The sequence below is a fragment of the Trinickia sp. genome, from assembly GCF_051954495.1.
Taxonomy (GTDB): Bacteria; Pseudomonadota; Gammaproteobacteria; order Burkholderiales; family Burkholderiaceae; genus Trinickia.
This window is the reverse complement of the sequence record NZ_JBQCHR010000010.1, coordinates 15,140-41,237: the sequence shown is the minus strand read 5'-3', so window position 1 is coordinate 41,237 and position 26,098 is coordinate 15,140. Positions and strand designations below refer to the sequence as shown.

Below are 26,098 nucleotides of genomic sequence, written 5' to 3'. Positions count from 1 at the left end.
TTCCTAAACATGGCGATCTGAATAGTCGACCTCGTGCAAGGCGTCGATGCTGTGGCCGTGTCATCGGGTCCCTCATCGAAAGTCTGCATACGTCGGGCCTATTTCTTCCGTTCTGCCCTAGTGCATTCCCTTACATACGGCTCAAATATATACAGGCAGACTGATCTAAACGAAATACAGGCAGACTGATCAGGAGGAAACACGAATGAGCGAGCCCGCTGCAACGAATTTCAAAGAGCGCGAACCGATCGGCGTCGCCCCGATGGCAAACCAAAGCCCGTCACGCTCGGTGATTTGGACAGTACTACCGATTCTTGCAATCATCATGGTTGGGGTGGCCGCCCATGCGACCTCGAGTCTCAAACCCCTCATCGTCCAGGCTTTCGTGCATTCCGCGGGCTTCGACAAAGCAACATCCGGCTATCTACTGACGGCGGAGATGATCTCGACGAGCCTCGGGAGCATCGTTGCAACCGCCTTTCCGTTTGCGCTGCGCAGACGCAAACATCTGTTCGCCGCACTGAGCCTCATGATGCTGGCGAACCTGGCGAGCATTCCGTTCCGAGCCGATGCCGGCGCCGTGCTCTATGGTTTGCGCTGTCTATCAGGATTGGGCGCGGGCTTTGGCCTGGGCCGGCTGGGCATTCTTATCGCGCTTTCGGGGTATCCGGGCAGAACCGCCGGCATTTACTCGATCACCACTCAGCTATACGGCGCCGTAGCCGCCTTTGCCATGCCGTGGATCGACCGGGCTCTCGGGGCAAGCTCGATTTTCGTGATTCTGGCCGGCACCGTCCCCCTCGCCTTGCTCGTCATGGCGTGGGTGCCCGAAAGCCGTCACCTGCCGACAAAGAAGGAGTCGGTGCGTCACGACACCGCTCAGGCCTTGAGCCGCGTCGACAAGATCGTATTGGCGGCCAGTTTCTTCGTCTTCTTTATAGGCATCGGCAACTTCTGGCCGTTCATTTCCGTCTTGGGCGAAACGGCCGATGTGAATCGACTTCAGATGTCGACGATTCTAGGCTGGGGGTCGATCGTTAGCGCAATCGGCTCGGGAACCTCTATCCTCGCCGGAGACAGGAAGTCGTCCGTGCCGGTTCTCACGCTGTTCCTGATCGCGGTGTGCCTATCCGTCATCATGCAACTCGCCTTCCCCCGATCGTTCGATGTATTCGTGGCGTCCGCTTTACTGTTTGCGTTCGCCTACTACGTGATCAGCCCAATGTTCCTCGGCGTGTTGTCGAAGCTGGACGGTACCGGGCAAATGAACGCCGTCTTCTACATTGTCGCAGTGGGTGGCATCGCGATCGGGCCCGCGCTTGCCGGATGGATTTTGACTCATCAGCCGGACCGGTTCGCTAGCGCCACCGTTTTGCGAATCGTCAGTATCGGCCTCTTGGCCATCTCGGCATCGGTGCAAACCTACTATTTCTTTCGCGCGCGCCGCCTTCCGGACTAGCTGCTAATCGCGCCCACGTTGAGAACGAACGCTCCTTTCTCGCTGGCGGCAAATAGACGCCCTTAGGCGGTCCGCGAGCCCTTTTCTCCGTCACCAGGCTTGCGGACGTCGGCACCGTCGTCGCGCATCGATCGTCCCGTTCGTCAGCGAATGACCGAGCCTCCATTTTCAGATCGATTCACACACAAAAACCTTGGAGATATTTGCAATGAGAAAATCGCTAATTGCCTTTGCAGCACTTTGCGCCATTTGTCATGCCGCTCACGCGCAGAGCAGCGTCACGCTGTACGGCATTGTCGATGCCGGTATTGCCTACACGAACAATGTCGGTGGTGCGCATAATTTCTTCGCGAACAGCGGCAATTTGCAAGGCAGCCGACTGGGTTTCAAAGGCGCCGAGGATCTTGGCGGCGGAATGAAAGCCCTCTTCGTACTGGAGAACGGATACAACCTGTACACCGGTGCCTTGGGACAAGGCGGCGGATTCTTCGGGCGTCAGGCGTACGTCGCACTGCAATCCGCTCGATTTGGCACGGTTGCGCTAGGGCGGCAATACGACTCGGTGGTCGACTTCACCGGCGCCCTCATGGTCGCGAGCCAATGGGCGTCCGGGTTCGCGGCTCACCCAGGCGACCTCGACAACATGAACAACTCCAACCGGACGAACAACGCGCTCAAGTACATCAGCCCGACCTATGCCGGCTTCACGCTGAGCGGCGTCTATAGCCTTGGAGGACAGCCCGGGCAATTCAATCGCAATCAGGTATGGTCCGTCGGCGTGGGCTATGCCCGCGGTCCGCTCGTGCTGGGCGCGGGCTACTTGAATGTCAAGGATCCGAACTATTCGTTCTGGGGAGACAACGCGAACGGTCGCGCCGCGACGGCCACGCCGTCGGCGTCCAACTTTCCGACGAGCCGCGTCATTTCCGGCTATGCATCGGCCCGGACGTTTCAGGTCATTGCCTTGGCTGCCGCCTACACCTACGGGGCCGCGACGTTTGGAGTCACGTACAGCAATTCGCAGTACAAAGATCTGGGATCCGAGCCAGGTGCGGGCCTGACTCCTCCGGGTGGGTTCTCGAGCGGGACCGGCAAGTTTCACAACGCCGAAGTGAGCGTCAAATATCAGTTGACGCCCGCTTTGGTCCTTGGCGCAGCCTACGACTACACGAAGGGATATGGTCTTGGCGACGCCAAGTATCATCAAGCGATGCTCGGCGCCGATTACTCCCTCTCCAAGCGAACAGACCTCTACATTGACGGCGTGTACCAGCATGCTGGCGGGACCGATTCGACCAACCGCCCCGCCGTGGCCAACATCAATCTTCTATCGCCCTCGGCGACTTCCAACCAGGTTGCGGCTGTGATCGGCATGCGCCACAAGTTCTGAATCCGAGGACAAGATGCCTGCGCAGATCGCTCCAAGGGCGGACGCGCCGGCCTCCCCCACCCCATCAATCAGTCACGAATATATGTCCAAGTCCGCAATCGTCACCGGTGCAGCTTCGGGAATCGGCAGACGCGCCGTCGAGCGACTACTCCTCGAAGGATGGTCGGTCATTGGCCTCGATCTGGCCGACGCCGCCCTTGCCGAGCGCGATGAGTTAGCCGAGTGTCGTGCACGCTACACGTCGTTCACATGCGACATAGGAATCGGCGCCGATGTTCATGATGTATTCCAAAAGATCGCCGCCAGGATGCCGAAGCTCGATGCGCTGATCTGCTCGGCGGGTGTGGTGCGCTTTGGCGCGCTCGAGAATCACGAGAGCGAAGAACTCGACCTGATGTTCAGCGTCAACGTCAAAGGGCCTTGGGCCTGCATTCGTTCGGCGCTTCCTTTGCTCAGAAACGGGTCCAGCCCGCACGACCCCGCGAGAGTCGTGGTCATCGGGTCGATTGGCGGGATTCGACCCAAGGTCGGCAGCGGCTTTTATAGCGTGACCAAAGCTGCGGTGCATGTCCTCGCAAGCGTATTCGCCGTCGAACTTGCCCCGTCGGGCGTGACCGTCAATGTAGTCGCGCCGGGGACGATAGAAACGCCCATGACTCAGGGGCCCAGAAGCCGGGACGATGGAAGCTACAATCGGTCCGCCATGTCGCCGCTCGGCCGGATCGGACGTCCGGACGACGTGGCGGACGCTGTGTTGTATCTGCTCGGAGACGGCGCCAAGTATGTCAACGGCGTCGTCCTGCCCGTTGACGGCGGATCGCGAGCCGCTTTCACGAAGACCTGATCGAGCGATGTTGCGCACCGGTTCGCTGAGCGGTGTCCCGCCTATGTTAAAGTCGGCCCTGACATTTAACACCCATGGCGGCATTCGCTCAAAGCCTATAACCATGCAGAAGAATCGGGACTCCGCAGCCAGGCTGGCATTCGACCTTCGTGAGACCTTGAGCCGCGGCGCTCGGCTCATCCGAGTCGAGTCTGGGCCCCCTCTGTCGCAACTCACGGTGCTGGGACATCTGCAACGCCAGGGTGCAATGAGCACCAATGATCTGGCAGCAGCGGAACGCGTGCGCCCTCAATCAATGTCGATCACCGTCCGGGCTTTGGAAGACGCCGGGCTCGTAGGTCGACGCCCCCACCCGACGGATGGGCGGACCGTGCTGATTCAGCTCACGCGTAAAGGCGTCAAGACGCTTGAAGACATCTTCGCTGTTCGAGAAGATTGGCTCCATGCGGTGATCGTCGAAAAGCTGACTGAAGAAGAGCGACGAGAACTGCAGCGCGGCTTGACGCTCATCAAGAAAATCGTCGACACGAGGGAGTAACGCGGTTACGCGTGGCTGACGGCCGAGCGACTCATACGTAGATCAGGGACCGGAACGGCCCCCTCACGTATGCGGGTGCGCTAGCTCCGCTCGTGCATCGCTTTTAGCGCAGCCGCAATGCTATCCGCGTCGCTTACCTCGAATTTGCCGGGCGCCTCGGCCGCGAGCAGCTTGACCACGCCGTCTTCGGCCACCATCGCGTAACGCTGAGACCGGATGCCCATGCCGCGCCTCGTCAAGTCCTGATCAAGCCCGAGTGCACGCGCGAAAGCAGCGTTGCCATCGGCGATCATCTTCACCTTGCCCGCGGTTCCCAAGCTCTGCCCCCACGCGCGCATCACGTGCGCATCGTTGACCGAAACACACCAGATTTCGTCGACGCCGGCGTCGAACAACGCCTGGCTCGTTTGCACATACCCGGGCACATGACTGGCGGAGCAAGTCGGCGTGAATGCACCCGGAACGCCGAATATGACGATCCGCTTGCCTTGCGCGCGCTCCCGAACCGAGAACTCGGTCGGCCCTACACTGCAACCTTCCGCCGCTACGTCCACGAATTCAAAAAGAGGCACGTCAGGCAGGGTCTTACCGACTTCGATCATGTTCACTCCATCCAAGGTTGAGTGAGAAAGGATGCCACAGAAAAGGCGCCATTTTGAACCGCGACGCGGCTTTGATTCGGCTGCGTGCATCGCTCATCATGCTTGTCATGAACCTACCGCGGCTCGAACTTACGAAGACATCGGCGCCTCGCGACGGATCTCCCGGTCGACTTCGCGAAAGACGCGGGTACCTCGCTGACATATACGGCCCCTTTCGAGTCGATAGCAATAGCGTGCGGCGCAAGGAATTCAACGCCCGCACACTCGATTCGCCCGAGTAAATCGCCGTCCGAACTCAGAACCGAGATTCTTCCGGGCAACTCGCGTTCCGCACGCCCCAAACGCCAGGACTTCAAATCCATCGGCCCCCTCGCCAGTTCAGTCACGTACGCGTTTCCGAAACGATCGAAGGCCAGATCAGTGGGCCTTTGGACGTTGTCCCAAATCCCCAGCAACACGCCATCAGTCGTGAAGATTTGGATCCGATCGTTCTCGCGGTCGCAGACAAAGACGCGTCCATCGCGACTCATCGTGACGCTATGCGGAATGACAAACGATCCGGGCTCGGAGCCGGTGCCGCCCCACGACGTCACAAGCTCGTGATTCGCTGAAAACCGGTGAATTCGGCAATTGCGATAGCCGTCGCTGACGAAGAATTCGCCCTGTTTCCAAGGCGCCACCTTCGTCGGGCGATTGAACGGTGCGCCGCCGGAAATCGCTTCGAACGCCGCCTCCCGACTCTGTGCCCCAGCGTCATAACCGGTTACCGACGGGTTGCCGCTCCCGACGGCGTGCAATAGACGTCCGTTTGCATCGAAGATGAAGACGCGATGCGCGCCATCGTCGGCGACGTACACGCGCTCGTCATCGCCCACCGTCAAGAGATGAGGACGCGCGGAGAAACGCTCGCTCCGCCAACGGTTCAACTCCATGCCGTTCGGATCGAAGACGGTTACGGATGCGTCCCCCCCTCGGAGGATATAGACGCGATCGGCGGCGTCCACCGCCACGCCCGTTACGTCCTCGTCCCAGGACTGTGCGCCCCAACCTTCCACTTCGGCGAAGTTCATCGGCATGATCACTTGCCGGACGCGTGCACCCAGCGCGGCATGAGCGTTTGAGGTTCCGATGGGGCATTCTCCAGAAGCGCCGGAACGGGATCGTCATCCATGAACCAATCGGAGTAATCGTAGGATTGCCAAGCGACGTCCTGTTTGTTCCACGACGAAATCTCCAGCGGGTTGCCGCTCGGATCCGAGAAATAAATGGACGAAATGAACCGGTGGGTATTGTTCGCCCCCTTGCGCTCGGACACATCAGAGACCGCGATGCCGTTCGAAAGAAGATGCTCGCGAAACCAGACGACGTCGGCCTGCGTGGGAACGTCGAACGCCATGTGGTCGAGCTTCTGAGGTTCGACCGGGCGCACCCACTGACTCGTGCCATGGGCCGGCCACAACACCGAAACGATCGGTGCAGGCGGTTGCTTGCTGACCGCCGGCGTCTCGTACAGCGAGAACAGCTCGCCGTTGCCCATTTCGAAGAACACTTGGCGCACCGTCATGTTGGCCGAAACCGAAGACGGATCCGCCGAGCTGACGGCAAGGCCGCTCGAGTGATGAGCCGCGGAGCGCAGCCCTTCGGGCGTGGGGGTGAAGCGAATCGTTCTCACCACACGAAGGCCGAGCAGGTCCCGATAGAAGCGGACCCCTTCGTTCATGTCTCTCGTGAAGAGGACAAGATGATTGATGCCGGAGATACGACCGGCTGCCGGGCCCGACTCCTGAAGCACTCTACGGTGACGGGGAAGCTCGACCGGCTCAAGTACCTGCTCGTTCCTAGATTGAATCGTCGACATAGTCCAAATTCCTCGAATAAGAATTCATAACGGCCGACGCGTCGAACGCGATGCCTCCATTCGACATGCCGCCGGACGTATCAAATGCGCGCCGAGCGTCGCGCGGCGCGGTTGACGCTCAGGCGTCGAGCACCAAGCGCGCCGTGCACGAGCGCGAAACACACACCATGATGCTGTGTCCTTCTGCCCGCTCTTTCGCCGTGAGAACAGAGTCGCGATGATCGGGACGGCCCGAAATAACGCTTGTCTCGCATGATCCGCAAACGCCCTCCTGGCAGGACGACTCGATTTCGACACCGTGCTCTTCCGCGATCTCCAAGATGGAGCGTTCCGGCGGAACCGTCGCGACCACGCCCGATTTGGCGAACTCCACCTCGAATGTCGTCCCGCTGTTCTCGGCGACATCCGAACGTCGCGAAAACCGTTCGAAGTGAACCGTCGCGATCGATCTCCTCGCGCAGATGTCCTGAACCGCATTGAGCAAGCTCTCCGGGCCACAGCAAAAAATCGCGGTCTCGGGATGGCTCGCCGCAATCAGCGAATCGATATCCGCCACGCCATTGCGATTGCTTTCGTGCAAAGTCACGTTGTCCGTGCCCAGCTGTCGGACCCGCTCCGTGAACGCCATCGACTCGAGCGAGCGGCCGCAATACAGAAGACGCCAGTCGGGGCCCTTCGAAGGCAGGCTTTCTATCATCGCCAATATCGGCGTAATGCCGATGCCCCCGGCAATGAACAGGTAGCGTTGAGCGCCAACCAGCGGGAAGTTATTGCGCGGCCCCGTCACCCGCACACCGAGCCCTTGCGCAAAGCGCTGATGGATGTGTGACGACCCTCCCCGGCTATCAGGCGCGCGGTGCACGGCAATTTGCCAGCGATGGCGATCGGATGCGGGCCCGCACAGGGAGTATTGCCTGACATAGTCGATGCCCCCCGATGAGAAGTGCAGGTCGATATGCGCACCGGCTGTCCAGACCGGCAACTCACCGCCGTCCGGACGGACGAGTGTCAGACTCACCACGCCCGTCGCTACCGTCTCCATTCGCTCGATCACGAGTTCGAGCCCGTTTCCAGACATCATCGTTCCTTGAAATTGCGCGAGCGTCCGGCCAAAGCCGGGGCTCGCCCCGCAAGCGCCGCCTGCGATGAAAATACGAGCTCAGACTTCGAGAACGATCGTCGCGCCCTCGACCGAAACCGGGACGGTCTCCACTCCGGACTTCAGTCGTTCGAGTTCCTCCGCTGTCTCGACGGACACGGGATAGCTGCGCACCTTCTGCCGCGACTCGAAGATGGTGCGTCCGGTCTTGATATCGAACTCCCAGTGATGCCAAGGACACGAGACGATCTCACCCTGCCGGACCCAGCGAACCTCGGGCTGACAGTCGGCCGGCAATGCGCCAGCCGTCGTGCCGCGAATGCGGCCGCGGCAAAGGGGACCGCCCATGTGGGGACATGTGTTTTTCAAAGCGAAGAATTCGCCGTCGACATTGAACACACCAACGCCGCTCTTGACCTTGTCGGGATAGACGATGGTGGAAGAACCGGGCGGAAGCTCGGCAACCGGACCTACGACATAGCGCATGTTGTATCTCCTCTTGATCTCGTCAGTTCATTGACTCAGCTCTGCCGAAACACGCGCGGCGAGACGCGGATAGAAATCGATGGCGTTCTGCGCAAGGCATCGCGCGCGATCGCTGTCGGACCAGGAAACGAAGGCATCCTCCGCGCGCGCGCCGTCCCAATACGGATGTCGGCTGCCGTACAGCACGAGCGAAGCATTGTCTCCGCCGATCGTTCCGCTCGTGCGATGGCTGTGCGGCGAGATTTCGTCCTCGGCCTGACTGACGAAGCGCACGTGACGCTCCAGATATGTCGTCGGATCCTTGCTGACCCAGGGCACCTCCACGCGATCCGATTGCCAGTCCTTGTCGGTCCGAATCAACATCGAACGGCCCGCATGAACGCTTACATCGCCGAAGATCACCCGTAGTTCAGGGAGGCGTTCGAACACGCCGGCCACGATGAAACTGGCGAGATGAACGATGCCCGACAGCGGCCGAAGTGCATGGATTTCCGCGAAATGGCTCGGAAATCCCACCTGCGTCAGCGGCGGTTCGCACAGACTGCCGATATCGTCGTGAATGAAAATCGCCAATCCTCTTTCCACCGCGGTCTTGAAGATCGGGAAGAAGCGCTGCTCGCCGTAAGTGCCGAGCGCGCGCCCCGGCAGCACGAGCTGCACGAATCGTTCGTCGTCGGCCCAGCGATCGATCTCGCGCAAAGCAACATCCACGTCGTTGAGGGCAACCCGGATGGAGCCAAGGAATTTTCCTTCCGACTCCGGGGCGTCCAGCCACTTTCGGGCGAAGAGCGAGTTCGCCGCACGCGCGACTGCCGCGGCCTGCTGCGGGTTGGGCCAATAGCCGCGCGTCGTGGGGCTCAGTACCGCGTAGTCGACGCCTCGGCTACGAAGATGTTCGGCGAGCGCCGCCGGGCTGCAGGCTTGCTCGCGCGGCACGGCGAACTGGTCGAACGGTGCACGATAGCGGTCGCCGAAGAGGGGCGGCAGCTTCAGCAGGTTCCACGGGCCGCCGATTTCCCGGTTGAACTCTTCGTCGTCGAGGACGGGGTGAATCGCGCAATCAATGATCATTTCAGGCCTCCTGCTGCAAGGTCGAAGCGGTCGAGCGGACGTGTTTTCGGCAGGTCGTACAGCATGCAGGCGTTTTCGGAAAGAATGCGCTTCTTGACCTCCGCGTCCAGCGAGCGCGGCAGCGCCTTGCTGGGTGGGTCGTAGTCGTAGTGCGGGTAGTCGCTCGAGAAAAGCAGAAGATCTTCGGCATTCGCCTCTTCGAAGAGCTCGGCGATTTTTTGAGGATCGGTGTTCTCTTCGATGGGCTGAGACGCGAAGCGGAAATGATCCAGCACGTATTGCATCGGCGTCTTGATTGCGGAAAGTTCCTGTCCGGTCATTTTCCAATGACGCGTCAGCCGATCCACGAGCGGTCGATACCACAGGAAGCCGCCTTCGACGAAGATCACTTTCATCCCGGGATGGCGATCGAGAACGCCATTGCAAATCCAGCTCATGAGGTGCGCCGCATAAGCCATCGGCGCGATGAGCGAGTGATATTCGACGAAATACTGGAGGGGCCCCGTCGACGTCCAACCCAGCGGCTGCGTGGCGCCGCCGCGAAAGTGCATCGCGATAGGAAGGTCATGGCGCGCCGCCGCCTCCCAGATCGGATCGTACGAGGGGTGCCCGAAGGGGCGCGGCCCATAGTGTCCGATCATCACTTGCCTGAACCCCGGATGACCACCCCATTTATCGATCTCCTTCGCCGCGCCGGCCGGATCGTCGACGGAGACCGTGATCGAACCTACATAGCGATTTTCCGCGTTGTATTTCGACAGCCATGTGTCGGCGAGCCAGGTGTTCACGGCGCCGGCAAGCGCTGTGTCGAGCTTCGGGTCGGTAGTCAGGCCGCGGAAGCTCCATGGCAGCAAAATCGCATAGTCGATCGGATCGTCGACGAAGAGCTGACGCCCCACCATCTCGGGATCGGAGCCGATATCCCCACTCTCGGGATAGGCGTCTTTACGGCCGCCTCCATCGAGCGTCTTGTACGTCGAGCGGCTCCAAGGTACGGCATCGATCAAATTCGCCCGGTCACGCCAAGGCGCGTCCAAATACGGTATCAGTTCATCGAACGATCGAGGTTCGACGTGGACATCGGTGTCGATCACTTTGACCTCTACCGTATCCTCCCGACGCACCGGCGATTCAGGGCGGCTGAGTGTTGCTGTGCTCATTTGATTCCTCCCGACAGGGTAAAGCCGTCGTTGATCATGTTTTCTCTGCGACGACATGAGGTGTCGTCTCAATATTCAGTCTGCCTGTATAGTTTTTCGATGTCAATTGATCCGAGATCAGGAAAATCCCGCACGGGCAGCGCAACCGTGCGCGGGCGTGAACAGTGCTTCCGGCTAGAAACTGAATAAATGAAAGGCCACGGCCGATCCATACCCGAAAGTCGGGGTCTGGAATGCGCCGTCTAGATAAGCAGGTTTTATGAACAGTTGGCCTGCATATATGCCAGCGGTTATACCGTGGCGAGCAATTGCCAAAGTAGTACGAGGTTGAGCGAAACAATGCTCACCACGGATGACCACGCCGCAAGCAGCGTGAAGCGCTTGAGCCGGAAGGGGCCCATCAGTTGCGTGTCGGAAGTGAAACGTGCGAGAGGGATAACCGCCAGAGGAAGTTGCAAACTCAGAACGACCTGGCTTGCGACAAGCAACCGGTTCGAACCGTTTTCGCCGAAGAATCCCACTGCCAGGAGGGCCGGCCCCATTGCGAGGCTTCGGGTGAGGATCGCTCTGGCCCACTTCGGACTTTTCAGTTCAAGGAAGCCCTCCATCACCACCTGCCCTGCTAAAGTCCCGGTCAACGTTGCGTTCAAGCCGCATGCGAGCAATGCGGACGCAAACAAGAGGCTGGCCCAATGGCTTCCGACCAATGGGGCAATCAGCCGGTAGGCCTCGGCAAGATCGTCGACGGCGAAATGCCCGCTGGCGTTGAACACCGCCGCCGCGACGACGAGCAACGATGCATTGACGACGAACGCCAAGGCGAGCGATGCGAACGTGTCGATGTTCACGCCCGCTATCACGTCGCGCAACGCATCCGCGTCTTTCCCTTTTCCAAAGTCCTTCACGAGCGCGGAATGGAGATAGAGGTTGTGCGGCATAACGGTTGCCCCAAGGATGCCGGCTGCGAGCCAGATCATTCCGGTATCGCGGAGCAGCGATGCGGACGGCGCTACATTCACGAAGACATCGGCCCAAGACGGCCGCGCGAACACGATCTCGACGACGAAACAGGCGCTGACGAACAGAATCAAGCCTGTGATGACTAGCTTGAGCGGTCCCTGCCCCCTGCGCTGCAGGCCGAGCATAGCGATCGTTCCAATCGCCGAGAGAAGAACGCCTACGCTCAATGACACCCCTAGCAACAGTTGCAGCGCAACGGCGCTACCTACGACCTCCGCAATGTCACATGCAATGATGGCTACTTCGCAAGTTGCCCAAAGGAACAGCGTCACTGGACGACCGAATTGCTGCCGGCATAGCTGCGCGAGATCCTTGCCTGTTACCAGCCCGACTTTGGAAGCCACGCACTGGAGCAGCATTCCCATGAGACTCGACAGCAGCACCACCGATAGCAGCGCGTAGCCATACTTCGCCCCTCCACTCAAAGCGGTCGCCCAGTTTCCGGGGTCCATATAGCCGACCGCAATCAACGCCCCGGCTCCCATAAATGAGAACCACGGCCCACGACGTCGTGGCGCCCCCTGAGGCGAATCGCCTCTGAGCTCGGCGGTTCGCGCGGGAATCGACTTCCGCGCAGCCTGTTCAGCAGAACTCGTGTCGTTCGAAGAAAGAAGACGTGATTGCATTTCTTTTTGGGGATGCAGAGAGAGCGCCGACGGTTGCATCGGAATCTAGGATATTTATTCAGTCTGCCTGTATATTTTGAGGGTGTCAATCCGTGGGGGGATGAGGGAATACCCGTTTGACGGTGAGCTTGGCGGATCGGCGCAAGCGTAGGTGTGGCTCCGACTCACACACGGTTGGTGTATGAGCCGGAACGTGGCGCTGTGAAGCGCCGGACGACGATCAGCGTGGGTTTCGTAGGCCTACGCGATTTCGCGAGAAACCAGCTTCCCTACGTACCGTCCGCCGTCGCGAACGAGTTCGACTCCGGCCCCATAAGGTTTCGACAGCTCGTCGAGCCGCGCGAGAATGCGAGCGCCGTCCTCCACCGAAGCCAGTTGAGGGCTGCCGCGGCGGCTGCGCGGCGCCTCCCGGTTAAGGGTAATGGGAAGGAATTCGCTGTCCGCGAGCTTTCCGTTCTCGAAGGTGAAGCGGGCCAGAACCGACTCCCAAAAGAGCGGCTGCTTGCCATAGCCGTTGACCACGTCGAACAGGTCAGCCGCCGAAGCGTTCAGCGGCATGCCTTGCTGCTCATACACCTCGACAGGAAACGCCGAGAACGTCTCGACGTTGAAAATGAAATTGCCCAGCGAATAGCAGATCGGCCGACCTGCGTAGATCTCGACGCCTCGCAGCATATGTGGTCCGTGCCCGAAGATGGCATGCGCGCCGGCGTCCACGAGCCGATGCGCGAGGGGCTGGAGGAATTCCGCCGCCACATCGGTGTTCCACCTTCCTTGCAGACCCTCGTGACAGTGAAGTCCGACGAACACGAGGTCCGCTTGCCGCGATGCTTCGGATACCGAGTCGACGAGCGCCTGCACGTCGCGCTCCAATGCGTCGGTCTGAATACGCGAGTGGTCAGCCGGAGCGAAGTTCACGCCCTCGACGGCGAATCCCCCGGGGGGCGGCGGGTCGTACACGCCTTTGTCGGGATAGGGAAAATGAATCCCTGGCGCGGTCGTTCCCGTTGCGGAAACATTGACGCCGGCTTCCGCCATCATTTCGCGCAGCTCGGCGAAACGCTCTTTCCTGATGAAGTGGGTCTTTTGCAGTCTGATGGGGGCGATTCCAGGGCGTCCGACGTCGCCGACGCTAGGATCGGCGGCAAGACAGAGCCTCGAATTGCTGGAACCCGCGGCGATAAAGGCGACGCGACAACCTGGCGCATTGAAGTAACGGGGAGCGCGTGCCTCTCGTAAGGTCCGCCCCACCCCCGCGTAGGTGAAACCTCGTGCTTCCAGCGCTTCGATGGAGGACACCAGCCCTCCTACGCCATAGTCGCTCGCATGGTTCTGGGCCATGCCGTATATGTCGATTCCGAGCCATTCGAATTCGTTCAGGACCTCGGGGTCGGCGCCCAGCGGAATCCCATGCATGGTGGTGGACGCCATGCGCCCCCTGCCCGGAAACACCATTTCCACGTTCGTAATGGCGACGTCGGCGCGACGGATGACCTCGACCAGATCGAGAAAGTCGGCCTCTGGGTTCGATGAAAGACGTTGCGTAAGTATCGCGTCGCCGGTCGCGATAACACTGGTTTTCGGCATGCTGACTCCTTTGTTTGGGATACCATTTCGGAATACCTTGCGGTACATTGTCCGAGTATCCGAAGCGTGTTGTCAATGCGGACCGGGCGACTCCCTCGTTTGACAGAGCAGCCACTGCGTTGATATTGTATCCCCGTTTGGTATCCCACCGCCTTGATCGAACGATGGCTTTCCACGGGTTGGGCCGTGTGTCCAGCGCGTGATCAGCGCCGGAGAAAAAGGCGCGTCGGAACGGGGTATCGCAAGCGCTCAACGCGTACTTTGATATAGAGGACAAGATGGCAAGCAGGCGGAAGGTCATCATCACGTGCGCACCGACAGGTGCGATTCATACACCTTCGATGTCACCGCATTTGCCCGTGACGCCGGAGCAAATCGCAGCGGCCTCGCTGGCTGCGGCAAGGGAAGGCGCGGCGATCGTTCATCTGCATGCGCGCGATCCTCGGGACGGTCGACCGACTCAGGATCCGGGCGTCTTCGCGCAGTTTCTGCCTCGCATCAAAGCGGAAACCGACGCCGTCATCAATCTGACGACGGGCGGCAGTCCTCACATGAGCGTGGCCGAGCGGCTCGAACCGGCCCTGCACTTTCAACCCGAAGTCGCTTCACTCAACATGGGGTCCATGAACTTCGGGCTTTATCCCATGCTTGATCGTTTCAAGGACTTCCGCTTCGAATGGGAACGCCAGCATCTCGAGAGCAGCCGAGATCTCGTCTTCAAGAATACGTTCGCGGATATCGAGTACATCCTGAGACATTGCGGCGCCAATGGCACTCGCTTCGAGTTCGAGTGCTACGACATCTCTCATCTGTATAGCCTGGCTCATTTCGTCGATCGCGGCCTTGTCAAAGCCCCCTTCTTCGTACAAAGCGTCTTCGGGCTGCTTGGCGGCATCGGCGCTCATCCGGAAGATTTGGCGCATATGCGCCGCACCGCAGACCGTCTTTTTGGCGACGAGTATGTGTGGTCGATCTTGGGCGCCGGCCGCAATCAGATGACCTTGGGCTCGATGGGCGTTGCCCAGGGATCGAACGTGCGCGTGGGGCTGGAAGATTCGCTATGGATCGAGCCGGGCAAGCTGGCCGATTCGAGCGCGGAGCAAGTGCGAAAAATCAGACAGATCATCGAAGGCCTGTCGCTCGACATCGCCACGCCGGCCGACGCCAGGCAAATGCTCCAGCTAAAAGGCGCAAGCGAAACGAATTTCTAGCGTCCGCCGCAACGCCAGGCGCCCAGCAAGAAAGCGGGGCGATCATCTCTTTTCACCGAGGAATTATCGTCAATGTCCAAGGTTATTCTGATCACCGGTGCAAGCCGTGGCATTGGTCGCTCAGCGGCCATCTTAGCGGGTGCGCGCGGCTGGTCCGTGGGCGTCAACTACACGTCGAATCGGGCGGCCGCGCAGGAGACGGTCGCCGCGGTCCAAGCAGCAGGAGGCGCCGCCGTTGCGGTTCACGGCGACGTCAGCGACGAATCGGCCATCATCGCCATGTTCGATTCGACCGAGCAGGCGTTCGGCAAGCTCGATGGCGTCGTGAACAATGCAGGTATCGTCGCGCCCGGATCGCGGCTCGCCGACATGGACGTGGCTCGCGTGAAACGGATGTTCGACGTCAATGTGCTGGGCGCCTACCTGTGCGCCCGCGAGGCAGCCAGACGCCTGTCGACGGCCCGAGGCGGCCGTGGCGGTTCGCTCGTCAACGTCTCGTCTATCGCGTCGCGGCTGGGAGGGGCCGGCGAATATGTCGACTATGCCGGCTCGAAGGGCGCGATGGACAGCTTGACCCTTGGCCTCGCACGAGAGCTGGGGCCCGAAGGCGTGCGCGTGAATGCCGTCCGCCCTGGCCTCATCGACACCGAAATCCATGCAAGCGGCGGGAAGCCGGATCGCGCGCAGGTACTGGGAACGAGCACACCGCTCGGGCGGGCTGGAACGGCGGACGAGGTGGCCGAGTCGATCGTCTGGTTGTTGTCGGACGCATCGTCCTATGTCACGGCGGCGTTGCTCGACGTCTCAGGAGGACGGTAACCATCGCTCGCCTCCGATGCGCCCGAGGGGCGATGCCGCGTCGCCGACATGGTGTAGCCCCTTAGGCCGCGCACTCGCGCGATCTACGTTTTCGGCTACATGAGCTCTCGCGCTTCCCCGACGACGATCCCGCTTGCCCGCAATGTTCGCCGGTTGCCGTTCAGTGTCTTCAACAGCCGCTCGCAACTTCCGCGGACATGATCGCTCATCAACTGCGCGGCCTTGTCGGCATCGCCTTTGCGCAACGCCGCGACGATGGCTTTATGCTCGCTCCATCCTTTATTTTCGGTGCCCGTGTCCAGGTATCGAGCCCGCGACAGGCGGGTCATCGAATCGGAGATAGCGCGCTTGATGAAGTCGTTGCCTGCGATTTCGGCCAGACACGTGTGGAATTCCGTGCCAGACCGATGCGATTCGCCGGTCGAAGCACGCGGCGCGCAGTGACTGGCGAGCGAACGGAGAATCGACGCGCCTTCCAAATTCACCCGGTTGGCTGCCAGCCTGACGGCGGCAACCTCGAGCACTTCGCGAAACACGTAGAGCTGCTCGATCTCCCGAATGTCCAATGGCGCAACCATCCAACCGCGTCCCTCCCGGCGGATGAGCCCATCCGCTTCGAGCCGCAGAAGCGCCGCACGAACCGGTGTTCGAGATGCGCCGAATTGGCTCTCCGCCCAACGCTCCGTGACACGCTCCCCCGGCCCGAGTTGCATCTCGAGAATCATTTCCCTGAGCATGGCTTCAACACCGTTTGCTTGCGTCATTGTTTCCTCGTCAATATCGAACGCTTGTCCGCGCGTCAGAGATTGTATACGAGGCCGGTATCCCATGAGGTTCGAGTGCGACTGCAGGCTTGCCGGCTGACGGCGGCGTGCCATATTTACGTTTCGTTATCATTTGTATCGCACCGGGTGATATTAGAACGGTGGGTTTATTGTCTGTGCTAGTGACAAAAGCCACCTGCGGGAGACCGTACCGCTTGGTTCCCCTTCGTAGATTTCACTGAGGCGGCGGCGACTGTAAGCTTCGCTCGTGCCAGCAACCCGTTCTGGATGGTCTGCGACCGTCCCCGATTCTCAACGATCACACGACACCGAGGTTCTTATGAGTGAGCCGAATCTGAGCAGCATTTACCAGAACTATCTGGATTGCCTGAACCGGCGGGACTGGTCGTCTCTCGACCAGTTCGTCGCCGACGACGTGATTCACAATGGTCGGCAGATCGGCGTGTCGGGCTACCGCGAAATGCTGGAGGAGGATGTTCGCAAGATCCCAGATCTGCGCTTCTCGATCGAGATGCTGATATGCGAGCCACCCGCCATTGCGAGTCGTCTTGCGTTCGACTGCAGACCTGCCGGCCGTTTCCTCGGACTCCCCATCAACGGGAAGCGTGTCGTCTTCGCGGAAAACGTGTTCTACGCCTTTCGTAATGGGAAAATCGCGCAGGTGTGGTCGGTGATCGACAAGTCTGCAATCGAAATGCAACTGCAATGACGCCGCCGTGCGTCATCTCGTCGTGCTGCCTGAGCGGAAGCGGATTTTCCGCTATTCGTTTTCTTCGAAGTAATGAATGGGCCTTGTGCAGCAGACTTGTTTGATGAGACTTACGCCAAAACCTACGCCACTATGCCGTGGAATTCGCCGCCAGCGCCGCACTCCGCTTAATCCTCTCCACGCGCACGCTTCAACTCGAGGTAGTTTTGGTTTGCAACGGGATCGTCTGCCCTGTACGCAACATTCGGAGCACTGCGTTCATCCTCTCCGTTGAGGCCTCGCAGCGACATGAGATCCTCACGGAGATCGCCCCCGGCAATGGGAGCGATTACCAATGGCAGGAGATATGCGTCCAGGTGCTCGCCCTGGGGATTTTCCAGTTCCTGAGTAAGCGTTTCCAGGTAACCGTCTTTCTGGGACGCATTCCAGTTGATGGCGAACCCTGCGCGATGGCAAAGCTCGGCATGAACGAGGAGCATGGTGCGACCGTTCCCGTCGAGAAAGGGATGCCCCCAGGCAAAAGCGCCCATGACCATCCCCGGTTTTTCACGCATCGTCTTTGGATTGTTGCCTACGGACAGTCCCCATTCGACGGCACGCTGACACAACTCCGAAGCTTCGAATTGTATTCGCTGCCCCTTCCCAACCAGTCGCCCAACACCGAGACTGTGGCGATCCTGGCCCGCCCACGGGTAGAACTCGCTGAACAAAATCCGATGAACTTCAAGGACGTGCACGTAGGCAATAGGACCCTTGACCGCGTGAAGGTACGCCAATGCCGCCTCGAGGTTCGACTCGAAGAACCCATGTTCGATGTACTAGAGTTCCTCGAGATCCTTGATGCCGTCAACGTTACGCAGGTAGCCCCTGGTTTCGTAGTCTCCGAACGGGTCGAACACGCTTGACCTCCCTTATGTGGTTCGCCATCAATCGGGCAAACTGCCGGCCGTTAATCCGATCGTGCTTCTTGAGTGCAACCAGCAGTTTCCCCGTGGGATCGAGTTCGACATCGTCGCCCGCGGCTCGCGTCACTGCCTCCGCGAAATCATCGAGGCCCGAGCGCCGGTATTGAATGCCGTAGGCTTGCGCGAGCCGCTCGACAAACTTGCCGACATTTCGAGTCGGCAGCCTGTCGACATCCGTTGGCAGCTTGGGCACTACTCCCATTCGCGGTCTTTCATGTTGGCCGACATACCGCACCGTGACGTTGCCCCACCCAAGCTTGCGAGAAATCCGGCTCTTGCCGGTGTCAACCAGACAAACGGAGCGACCGTTTTCCTGCGCAATTTTCACATCGAGCACCTCGACGCCCAGTTTCCCGAGAGCCTCGCGCAACAGTACCTCATTACCAACGGCCGATCGCGCGTTGCCCTCCAGATTCAGACCAGTCTTGGCATAAACGCCCGCGCCAAGTCGAATGATGCGTCCGTCGGCAACGAGATGCTGAAGCGCAGCGCTCAGGTGTGACGGACTCCCGAGGCCAGCCAGTTCACGTCGAAGCACGACGTTGCCCGAGCGCTTCTTCAACGACATCAAAAGCTTACTGTCAAGGTTCATCCATCACCTCCCACATCGGGCGTACAAGGTTCCGTTATAAACCGGATAAAAATCGTTATCTCACAATCAGTTAGCGACGCAAACACTGCCGAACGGACAGCATCCTTCGGTGGCTAGATACGCCAGCCTTTTCGCGCGGTTGTTCGTGATCAATTGAGGGATTCGCGAGCTCCCGGTTTCAACGATGGGTCCGATGCAACTCAGCCCAGCATCGCGGCGGCGCGCGGAAGATTGCAATCCGATCCCTGGCGTAGGTTTTGGCGGAAAAAGAGCACACGGCGTAGGTTTTTGCGAAACGAGGAAAAAACCTACGCCAGCGTCGTCCCTAAAGCATGGGATCATGAGCCGAAATCCATCGTCCAAGTGTTTGGATCTGAGCGACGAATCTCTTCTAAATCAACCAACGAAGAACGACGATCGCATCGCTTTTCACGAAGCGGGCATTACTGTCGGTCATTGTTGGAGTAGTCGGCCACGCCCGCGCCGCCAGATCACTCCGCGCCGAAGAAATTCGTTATATATCAAACGATTATGGCGCAACACCCAAGCGCAGATGGACTCTCTCCATCCAAGCCAAAACTACTCGTTTTCGTCGAAGTAATGCCCGAACTTGACCTGCTTGGTTCGGATATACCGCTCGTTTTCGTCGCGCACCGGAATCGCGAGCGCCACGCGCTCGCACACTGGAATACCGTGCTTGGCCAGCGTGTCGAACTTCTTGGGATTGTTGCTCATGAGCCGCACGGACGTGACGTTCAGTTCGCGCAGAATCGCGGCGGCCGAATCGTACTCGCGCGCGTCGTCGGGCAGCCCCAGCTCCAGATTCGCTTCGACCGTATCGAGCCCTTGCTCCTGCAGCGCATAGGCGCGGATCTTGTTCGACAAGCCGATACCGCGGCCCTCGTGTCCGCGTAGATAGACGAGCACGCCCCTGCCCTCCGCGGCGATATAGCGCAACGCCAGATCCAATTGCTCGCCGCAATCGCAGCGGTAGGAACCGAGGACGTCGCCGGTCACGCACTCCGAATGCAAGCGTGTGAGCACCGATGCCTGGCCGCTCACGTCGCCCATGACGAGCGCCAGATGTTCGGCATCCCCCGTCCCCACGCGGAAAGCATACGAGGTAAAGGCGCCGTACCGGGTGGGCAAAGTGGCCTTGGCGGCGAGCGTGACGCATTGCGTACTGTTGTCGCCGTCGAGCTGCGGCGGCTGGGAAGACGTGGGCATGACTTCGTGTGATTGTTTACGGTTCGTCCGCGCACCGACAGCCGGCGCGCGCACCAGGAGTTTACCGCTATTCGCCCTTCGCGGCCCGGCGCTCGCCCCGCCGGGCGCGCCGCCAACGCCTATACTGGAAGACAGCCCCGCGCCGCGCACGGTCGCGCGCGGGCGCCGATCCCCGCCCCCGAACGAGAAGACGGAGACTCACATGCCCAACGTAGCGCAGATCCTGAAGTCGAAGCTGGACGATCCCCAAGCGGCAAAACGGATTGCGGAGCAGCCGGTCATCACGATCGACGCCGACGCTTCGGTATTCGAGGCGGTCAAGACGATGTCGCAACATCAAATCGGCGCGCTAATCGTCACGGAGGGAAGTGAGAAGAAAATCGCGGGAATCATCACCGAGCGCGACTACGCCCGCAAGATCGTCCTCATGGACCGGTCGTCGAAATCGACGCGCATCGGTGAAATCATGACCAAGCAAGTGCTGCACGTTCGTATGAGCGACACGGCCGAAACCTGCATGGCCTTAATGACCGAGCACCGGATGCGCCACCTGCCGGTGATCGACAATGGCCGGCTAGTCGGCATGGTGTCGATCGGCGATCTGGTCAAAACCATCATTTCCGAACAGCAATTCACCATTCAGCAACTCGAACACTACATTTCGGGCGTTCATACCTGAGACGGCGCGTCGACAGCCGCCCCCGTCGCCGCCGCTGCTCTCTCAATCGTGGCGTTGCCGTGCGGCTGCGGTCATACGCCGAAGTAGATCGATGCGGGCCCTTTCGGCTCCCGCGCGCCGGACTCGCTCTGGGGGCCCCGTTGCGAGCCATAGCCGCTCGTGTCCGCCGGCGCCCCTCGCGCTTGCTGCTCGCCCGCGCGCAACTGCGCCGCTTGCACGTCCGACGGATAGGTCGTTTCGTCGCCTCTCCCGCGATAGCCGGCGTCGGCCAGTAGGCGCGCCTGAGCTTGCACCTGAGCGCGCGTCGGCGCTGTCGCTTCTTGAGCAAGCGACAACGCGGGCGCGGCGGTCGCGCCGACAATCAAGACGGCAGCCAGAATCGTTTTCATCATAGTGTCCTCCAGTATGGGTTCCGCTCGTCCGGCGCCAGCGCCGAACTCCGGAGGCAGTCTACGTTCGACAGCCAATCTCAAAAATGCCGATTTTGGCTAATCACTTTTGCAAGAGTCGCAAATATCGCGTGACGAACACCCACCTTCAATCCAGTTATTATCGCAATCGCGATCGAATGGAAACGGTTTGTCGCCCAGCCAACTACGATAAATGGGTATGGATATTTTCATTTACGCAACCATACCCACGCTTGATCGGAAATCGATTTCAAGCGCTCCCCCATCGAAGCTCTATTCCAAAATACACCATCGACCACGGATTGCATCGTCGTCCGTTAAAAACAAGCGGATAACATTTCAACCGTCTGTTATGATTTCAAAAAAAAGGGACTGCCCGAATTCACGTCAGGTAGCAAGGGCCGCTTACCTGATTCGGGCAAGTAATATTTTCGACACGTGAGGACATATGCCACGCCAATTTATTGAGTCGATGTCGCCACTATGGCGCGCGACCGACGAGCGATCATGGTTCGAGGCGCTTGCATTGCTTGGGAGGAAATACGGCTTCGACCACACGCTATTCGCGGTGGTCCCGCGTCCGGGCATGCGGTTTAGCGATGCCTACTTGCGCAGTACCTACGACGAGAGCTGGCGCCAGACATACGACGAGCGCGCGCTGTTTCGAATTGATCCCACGGTCGCGCATTGTCTCACGCAAACCTCGCCGCTGATTTGGACCTCCTCCCATTTTTCAGAAAGCGACCAGCAAGAAATGTATGAAGAGGCCTGCCAACACGGGCTTTGTACCGGCATCTCACTGCCGATCCATGGCCCCAAGCAAGAGGTCGGCATGCTGTGTTTCGTCCGCAGCGACGACACACAGCAAGCCCTCGATGCGCACGTGCAGCGCAGTTTGCCGATGCTGACGCTGCTGCGCGACGTCGCTTTCGATTCGAGCCAGCGGTTCCTCGACGGCTATACCGAAAGGCTTGTTCCCAAGCTGACGCCGCGCGAATACGAGTGCCTCAAATGGACGGCGCAGGGAAAATCGACCTGGGAAATCGCCAAAATCTTCGGCTGCTCCGAAGCCACCGTGAATTTTCATATGACAAACATTCGCAGCAAATTCGGGGTCAGTTCGAGGAGCGCGGCAGCCGTCAAGGCAACCCGAATGGGCTTGATAGATCCGGACTAGCCAAGGCCGACCGGAGCGCCGGCATTCGCTTTTGCGAGACACTGCGAATGTCGTCATCCGAAATGCGCGCCTCGAAATAGAGACGAAGCAGGATCATCACGGGTTTTGGGATATTTGCGCCCAGTTCGAAACGACTCCCGCGAGATTGCGTCACGCCAAAACGGGACCAGAAAGTCTTTTGACTTTCTTTCACTTGCTTTCGATAAGCCTGAATGAAGGCGCTGTCTATTTCTGCCCGAAGCGGCCGGATCGCATCTTCAGTTTGCGGCTGACGAATATCGGCGATTGACATGATTTTCACCTGAGTGGTGGGGGCGTACTCGATACCTGCATCATCCCAACTGTCGCCGATATTTTGTACCTATCTTGCTTGACAGTTACACCTAGCACGCAAACTGCATATGGTCTATGCCCCTTAGGTGAAGTAACAACCCTGGAGAGCGAGATGAATGCGAGGATCACGATCGACAAACAGCGCAGTTTCGATCTCGGCGCCCTGGCGCAGATGTACCGGCTGCGCGCCAAGGTTTTCGGCGAGCGTATGGGATGGGAGGTCGCCGTTCTGTCAGGCATGGAGATCGATTACTACGACGCACAGTCGCCCTATTACATGCTCATCCGCGACGAAGCGGGCGCACTGTGCGGCTGTTGGCGGCTGCTGCCGACCGAGGGGCCCTATATGCTGCGCGACACCTTCCCTGAACTGCTGCACGGCGGGCAAGCGCCGCAGTCGCCTCACGTCTGGGAATTGAGCCGATTTGCAATCGTGTCGCCCGAGCAAGCCGCGTACGGTTTCGGGGAGTTGGCGCTCGAGGCCATGCGCGCAGTGGTGGAATTTGCCGATCGCCACGGCCTGACGAGCTATGTGACCGTCACGACGACCGCCGTCGAGCGGCTGCTGGCCCGCGCTCGCATCGAGATGCGTCGCTTCGGTCCGCCGGTACGAATCGGCGCGGTCAACGCCGTCGCGTTGACGATCGATCTGGGCGAGCAAACGCACCGGGCGCTGTTCGGCCGAGCGCAGCGGTTCGCCTTAGCGCGCGAGGGGTTCGAGCAAGCGCTTGGGGCCGCTGACGAATGCGCTTCCGGGCTCGTAAAAGCGCAGCAGTTCGTGCATTTCTCGCGACAGGCCGATGCGCTTGGTCGCTGCGACGCGGGCGGCGGACGGATCGTTCCCGCTTAGCCGCCCTATCCAAAGCGCGCCGCCGGCGCACAGGTCCGCGCCGTCCCATTCCGGGCCGATGCCGAAGGCGGCGCACAGGCGCCCAGGGCCTCGGGCGAGATCGACCGGCTTTACGCCCGGCCGCCTCGCTTGCATGAGCGCCAGGCCGTCCAGGGGCTCCACCGAGCGAAAGAGCACGGCCGCGCCCTCGCCTTCGCGCTCGGCCGACATATTGATCATGTACGACGCGCCGTAGACGAGCCGAACATAGGCATGCCCTGGGGCCCGAAACAGCGCTCCGTTGTATGGACGCAGGCCGCGAAACGCATGGCTCGTCGAATCGCCTAGCGGATAGGCTTCGGTTTCCACCAGGCGCCCGCTCATGCGGCCTTGCGGCGTATCGTGCACGAGATATTTGCCGACCATGAATCGCGCGAGTTCGATGGTGTCGACGGGCAACTCGTCGCGCGTCAGGGCGCAAATGCACGATGAAAGATCGCTCATTAGCGTCGCGTCGAATCGATCATACCGATGGCATAGGCGCGGTCAGCGCAGCGTGGCGCGTGCGACGCGGCACGCCGCCAAATCCCACGCGGCGCATCCGACGGATTTGAAGACGACCGGGTTCGGCGGTTGGGCCTCGCCGGACGCGCTCCCCGCGCATACGCCATCCGCAAGCGACGCGACACGCGCCCAGTCGACCCCTGCCTGGATGAAGTCGCCGGCTTCGTGCCGAGCCCCGGGCAAATCGTCGACGTACAGCGCGCTTTCTCCGAGCGTGCGCGGACCGATCTCCGCCATCTCGGGCGTAAACGCGCCCACCCCGATGACGAGCCGATCGAGGCGTGCCGATTCGTCGTACACGGGCGCCCTACTCGTCGTCACCGTGATGACCGTATCGATCGAATCGGGAATCGCATCGCCCTCTTGCGGCTGCATCCGCATGCCCTGTGAATGCTCGGCGCAAAAGTCCCGTGCCCGCGCCGCCGAACTGCCCCGAACGATGACTCGAGCGTTCGGGTAGACCGCGGCCAGCGCCCGAGCGTGATGCACGGCCTGCGTACCCGTGCCGATAAGCAGAATGTCGCTTGGCGCCCGGCGCGAAAACGTACGAATCGCCAGCAGCGTGACAGCCGCCGTGCGGCGCCCGGTCAACGTGGGCCCGTCGAGCGCGAACAGCGCTTCCCCCGTATCGGGATCGCAAACGCTCACCTGTCCGTGAATGGTTGGCAGGGCGCGCGTCCGATTGGCCGGACATACCGTCACCAGCTTATGAATGGCCAAGTCGCGTGCCGCGGCGGGCATCGACAACATGGAGCCGCCTTGGTTGAGCGGCACGACGAGCCGGGCGGGGCTCGCGATCTCGCCGCGCGCCGCTTCGAGGCAGGCTTGCGCCAGCGCATCGACGAGCGCAGGGAAAGGCGTCAACCGCGCCGTTGCCTCGGCGTCGAAAAACTGCATGGTCATAGGGTTTTCTCCAATTCGCGGCACGCATACGGCCACGCGCCGCGCGCCACACTCATACTTTTGCCATTGACTACCAGTAACGAACGTAACCTGTCGATACACATTTGACGCGGGCGCGCGCCGTGTTGCCCGTTAAAATACGCCCGCCTACCCATTTTTAAACGCCGCGGCATGAGCGACGCGTCGGCGCGGGCCAAGCGCCAACGAGAGCCGCCTATCGCCGTGACCGCAGCCGACACCGAAGCGCCCAACGAGCAGCATGACCACTGAAGCCACCCTAGCGGACTCTCTCACCGTTGCCGATCGCGTGCGCGCGCTGATGGTTCGCCATGGCATCGGCAAGCGGCAACAGACCACCGAGCTTTGCCGCATCCTCGATCTGAGCTTCTCTCAAGGGCACCGCAAGTTGCGCGGCAGCAGCCCATGGACGCTCGCGCAGATCCGCAAGGTGGCCGAAGCCTTCGGCGAGCCGCCCACGCAGTTGTTCGGCACGCAAGAGAACGGGCTGGGAGCGACCGCTGCGCAGCCGCGCGAAGCCATGCTCAACATGGGCGCGTTCGAAGGGCCGTGCGTCGCATGGATCGGCGAGCCGCTCGGGCCTTACGAGCGCGCGGAATTCGTCGCGTACGGAGAGGGCGATCGATGGCGTATCGTCCGGTGCGACGGCGTGGCCGGCGAGCACGCGCACGAGGTGCTCAAGATCGAAATTCACCCGCGCAGAGGCGAAGCGCAGCGCGCGACCATCGCCGTCGTCGACGCCGATCGGGCCGCCGCCGAAGCGCTGTGCGACTATCTCACGCAAAACGGCTTCGCGGCCACCGCTTTCGACAGCCTCGCGCTATTCACCGATGCGCTTCGAACGCAAACGTTTGACGCGGTCGTGACCGATTGGCTGTTCGGCGAACACACGGCTGCATGGGCGGTCGAAGCGGTCCGCCGCTCTTCCCGCCCCGATGCGACGATCTTTCTGCTCACGGGCGATCTGCTGACGGGCAAAGCCAGCGAGTCGGAGATCAGCGAGGTCATCCGCCGCTTCGACGTCGCCTGCTACGAAAAACCGGCGCGCTTGGCAATTCTCGTCGCCGATCTCTCGAAGCGCCTCGGCCGCGCTTGAACCCCGCCCATTGCAACGGCGGGCGCCGGCGCCTCTATCGG

The 26,098-nt window shown here is 60.5% G+C and carries 27 protein-coding genes and 1 pseudogene; 11 read left to right on the top strand and 17 right to left on the bottom strand.

What is annotated here, in order from left to right; genetic code table 11:
* Positions 1-205 precede the first annotated feature (205 nt).
* From ACTHNR_RS00700 to ACTHNR_RS00685, 4 genes are all read left to right on the top strand, one after another.
* Positions 206-1,459, top strand: coding sequence for an MFS transporter (locus ACTHNR_RS00700; protein WP_440545463.1), 1,254 nt, complete (start codon positions 206-208; stop codon positions 1,457-1,459).
* 208 nt (positions 1,460-1,667) lie between these two features.
* Positions 1,668-2,849, top strand: a complete 1,182-nt coding sequence (locus ACTHNR_RS00695) for a porin (protein WP_440545462.1) — start codon at positions 1,668-1,670, stop codon at positions 2,847-2,849.
* Between the two features lie 13 nt (positions 2,850-2,862).
* The gene (locus ACTHNR_RS00690) at positions 2,863-3,693 is read left to right on the top strand and encodes an SDR family NAD(P)-dependent oxidoreductase (RefSeq protein WP_440545461.1); all 831 of its coding nucleotides are present in this window, start codon (positions 2,863-2,865) and stop codon (positions 3,691-3,693) included.
* Positions 3,632-4,231, top strand: a complete 600-nt coding sequence (locus ACTHNR_RS00685; RefSeq protein WP_440545460.1) for a MarR family winged helix-turn-helix transcriptional regulator — start codon at positions 3,632-3,634, stop codon at positions 4,229-4,231. The genes ACTHNR_RS00690 and ACTHNR_RS00685 overlap by 62 nt, the downstream gene beginning before the upstream one ends.
* Before the next feature lie 80 nt (positions 4,232-4,311).
* Here the strand turns inward: ACTHNR_RS00685 and ACTHNR_RS00680 are convergent, their stop codons facing one another.
* The 9 genes from ACTHNR_RS00680 to ACTHNR_RS00640 form a co-directional block, all read right to left on the bottom strand.
* The gene (locus ACTHNR_RS00680; protein WP_440545529.1) at positions 4,312-4,833 is read right to left on the bottom strand and encodes a peroxiredoxin; all 522 of its coding nucleotides are present in this window, start codon (positions 4,831-4,833) and stop codon (positions 4,312-4,314) included.
* Between the two features lie 113 nt (positions 4,834-4,946).
* Positions 4,947-5,690: a hypothetical protein gene (locus ACTHNR_RS00675; RefSeq protein ID WP_440545459.1), complete on the bottom strand. Its 744-nt coding sequence runs from the start codon at positions 5,688-5,690 to the stop codon at positions 4,947-4,949.
* Between the two features lie 221 nt (positions 5,691-5,911).
* Positions 5,912-6,691 carry a VOC family protein gene (locus ACTHNR_RS00670; protein ID WP_440545458.1) on the bottom strand — a complete coding sequence of 260 codons (780 nt, stop codon included), beginning with the start codon at positions 6,689-6,691 and terminating at the stop codon, positions 5,912-5,914.
* A 118-nt stretch (positions 6,692-6,809) separates the two neighbouring features.
* Positions 6,810-7,772, bottom strand: coding sequence for a PDR/VanB family oxidoreductase (locus ACTHNR_RS00665; protein WP_440545456.1), 963 nt, complete (start codon positions 7,770-7,772; stop codon positions 6,810-6,812).
* A gap of 78 nt (positions 7,773-7,850) precedes the next feature.
* Complete coding sequence (locus ACTHNR_RS00660; protein ID WP_440545455.1) at positions 7,851-8,276, bottom strand: Rieske (2Fe-2S) protein; 426 nt, start codon at positions 8,274-8,276, stop codon at positions 7,851-7,853.
* A 27-nt stretch (positions 8,277-8,303) separates the two neighbouring features.
* A complete protein-coding gene (locus tag ACTHNR_RS00655) occupies positions 8,304-9,347 on the bottom strand; it encodes an amidohydrolase family protein (protein WP_440545453.1) in 1,044 nt (347 codons plus the stop codon).
* Positions 9,344-10,507: an amidohydrolase family protein gene (locus ACTHNR_RS00650; RefSeq protein ID WP_440545451.1), complete on the bottom strand. Its 1,164-nt coding sequence runs from the start codon at positions 10,505-10,507 to the stop codon at positions 9,344-9,346. The genes ACTHNR_RS00655 and ACTHNR_RS00650 overlap by 4 nt, the downstream gene beginning before the upstream one ends.
* 290 nt (positions 10,508-10,797) lie before the next feature.
* Entirely contained in the window at positions 10,798-12,153 is a 1,356-nt protein-coding gene (locus tag ACTHNR_RS00645) for an Nramp family divalent metal transporter (RefSeq protein WP_440545528.1), read from the bottom strand.
* Positions 12,154-12,393: 240 nt separating this feature from the next.
* On the bottom strand, positions 12,394-13,788 hold the full coding sequence (locus tag ACTHNR_RS00640; protein WP_440545449.1) for a CapA family protein: 1,395 nt from the start codon (positions 13,786-13,788) through the stop codon (positions 12,394-12,396).
* Positions 13,789-14,018: 230 nt separating this feature from the next.
* Between ACTHNR_RS00640 and ACTHNR_RS00635 the strand changes: the two genes are divergently transcribed.
* Together ACTHNR_RS00635 and ACTHNR_RS00630 are read left to right on the top strand one after the other, a co-directional pair.
* A complete protein-coding gene (locus tag ACTHNR_RS00635; RefSeq protein ID WP_440545447.1) occupies positions 14,019-14,951 on the top strand; it encodes a 3-keto-5-aminohexanoate cleavage protein in 933 nt (310 codons plus the stop codon).
* Between the two features lie 72 nt (positions 14,952-15,023).
* Entirely contained in the window at positions 15,024-15,770 is a 747-nt protein-coding gene (locus tag ACTHNR_RS00630; RefSeq protein WP_440545445.1) for an SDR family oxidoreductase, read from the top strand.
* A 95-nt stretch (positions 15,771-15,865) separates the two neighbouring features.
* On the opposite strand, the gene ACTHNR_RS00625 is transcribed toward ACTHNR_RS00630, so the two are convergent.
* Positions 15,866-16,534, bottom strand: coding sequence for a GntR family transcriptional regulator (locus tag ACTHNR_RS00625; protein WP_440545444.1), 669 nt, complete (start codon positions 16,532-16,534; stop codon positions 15,866-15,868).
* A gap of 340 nt (positions 16,535-16,874) precedes the next feature.
* Here ACTHNR_RS00625 and ACTHNR_RS00620 point away from each other — a divergent pair, with 340 nt between their 5' ends.
* Positions 16,875-17,264, top strand: a complete 390-nt coding sequence (locus tag ACTHNR_RS00620) for an ester cyclase (RefSeq protein WP_440545442.1) — start codon at positions 16,875-16,877, stop codon at positions 17,262-17,264.
* A 167-nt stretch (positions 17,265-17,431) separates the two neighbouring features.
* Here the strand turns inward: ACTHNR_RS00620 and ACTHNR_RS00615 are convergent, their stop codons facing one another.
* The 3 genes from ACTHNR_RS00615 to ribA form a co-directional block, all read right to left on the bottom strand.
* Complete coding sequence (locus tag ACTHNR_RS00615; protein WP_440545527.1) at positions 17,432-18,001, bottom strand: Fic family protein; 570 nt, start codon at positions 17,999-18,001, stop codon at positions 17,432-17,434.
* Between the two features lie 115 nt (positions 18,002-18,116).
* Entirely contained in the window at positions 18,117-18,821 is a 705-nt protein-coding gene (locus ACTHNR_RS00610) for a hypothetical protein (protein ID WP_440545440.1), read from the bottom strand.
* 579 nt (positions 18,822-19,400) lie between these two features.
* Positions 19,401-20,048 carry a GTP cyclohydrolase II gene (ribA, locus tag ACTHNR_RS00605; RefSeq protein WP_440545438.1) on the bottom strand — a complete coding sequence of 216 codons (648 nt, stop codon included), beginning with the start codon at positions 20,046-20,048 and terminating at the stop codon, positions 19,401-19,403.
* A 202-nt stretch (positions 20,049-20,250) separates the two neighbouring features.
* Between ribA and ACTHNR_RS00600 the strand changes: the two genes are divergently transcribed.
* On the top strand, positions 20,251-20,727 hold the full coding sequence (locus ACTHNR_RS00600; protein ID WP_440545526.1) for a CBS domain-containing protein: 477 nt from the start codon (positions 20,251-20,253) through the stop codon (positions 20,725-20,727).
* Positions 20,728-20,798: 71 nt separating this feature from the next.
* On the opposite strand, the gene ACTHNR_RS00595 is transcribed toward ACTHNR_RS00600, so the two are convergent.
* A complete protein-coding gene (locus ACTHNR_RS00595) occupies positions 20,799-21,119 on the bottom strand; it encodes a DUF4148 domain-containing protein (RefSeq protein WP_440545437.1) in 321 nt (106 codons plus the stop codon).
* A 490-nt stretch (positions 21,120-21,609) separates the two neighbouring features.
* Here ACTHNR_RS00595 and ACTHNR_RS00590 point away from each other — a divergent pair, with 490 nt between their 5' ends.
* Complete coding sequence (locus tag ACTHNR_RS00590; protein ID WP_440545525.1) at positions 21,610-22,314, top strand: helix-turn-helix transcriptional regulator; 705 nt, start codon at positions 21,610-21,612, stop codon at positions 22,312-22,314.
* Here ACTHNR_RS00590 and ACTHNR_RS00585 read toward each other — a convergent pair.
* Positions 22,277-22,606, bottom strand: coding sequence for an XRE family transcriptional regulator (locus ACTHNR_RS00585; protein WP_440545435.1), 330 nt, complete (start codon positions 22,604-22,606; stop codon positions 22,277-22,279). The genes ACTHNR_RS00590 and ACTHNR_RS00585 overlap by 38 nt on opposite strands.
* A 153-nt stretch (positions 22,607-22,759) precedes the next feature.
* Between ACTHNR_RS00585 and ACTHNR_RS00580 the strand changes: the two are divergent.
* Positions 22,760-23,329, top strand: a pseudogene (locus ACTHNR_RS00580) (acyl-homoserine-lactone synthase); the annotation flags it as partial.
* An 18-nt stretch (positions 23,330-23,347) separates the two neighbouring features.
* Here ACTHNR_RS00580 and ACTHNR_RS00575 read toward each other — a convergent pair.
* Positions 23,348-23,980, bottom strand: coding sequence for a DNA-3-methyladenine glycosylase (locus ACTHNR_RS00575; RefSeq protein WP_440545434.1), 633 nt, complete (start codon positions 23,978-23,980; stop codon positions 23,348-23,350).
* Between the two features lie 42 nt (positions 23,981-24,022).
* Entirely contained in the window at positions 24,023-24,943 is a 921-nt protein-coding gene (lhpI, locus tag ACTHNR_RS00570; protein ID WP_440545433.1) for a bifunctional Delta(1)-pyrroline-2-carboxylate/Delta(1)-piperideine-2-carboxylate reductase, read from the bottom strand.
* 259 nt (positions 24,944-25,202) lie between these two features.
* Between lhpI and ACTHNR_RS00565 the strand changes: the two genes are divergently transcribed.
* Positions 25,203-26,057 carry a helix-turn-helix domain-containing protein gene (locus ACTHNR_RS00565; protein WP_440545431.1) on the top strand — a complete coding sequence of 285 codons (855 nt, stop codon included), beginning with the start codon at positions 25,203-25,205 and terminating at the stop codon, positions 26,055-26,057.
* Positions 26,058-26,098: the final 41 nt, after the last annotated feature.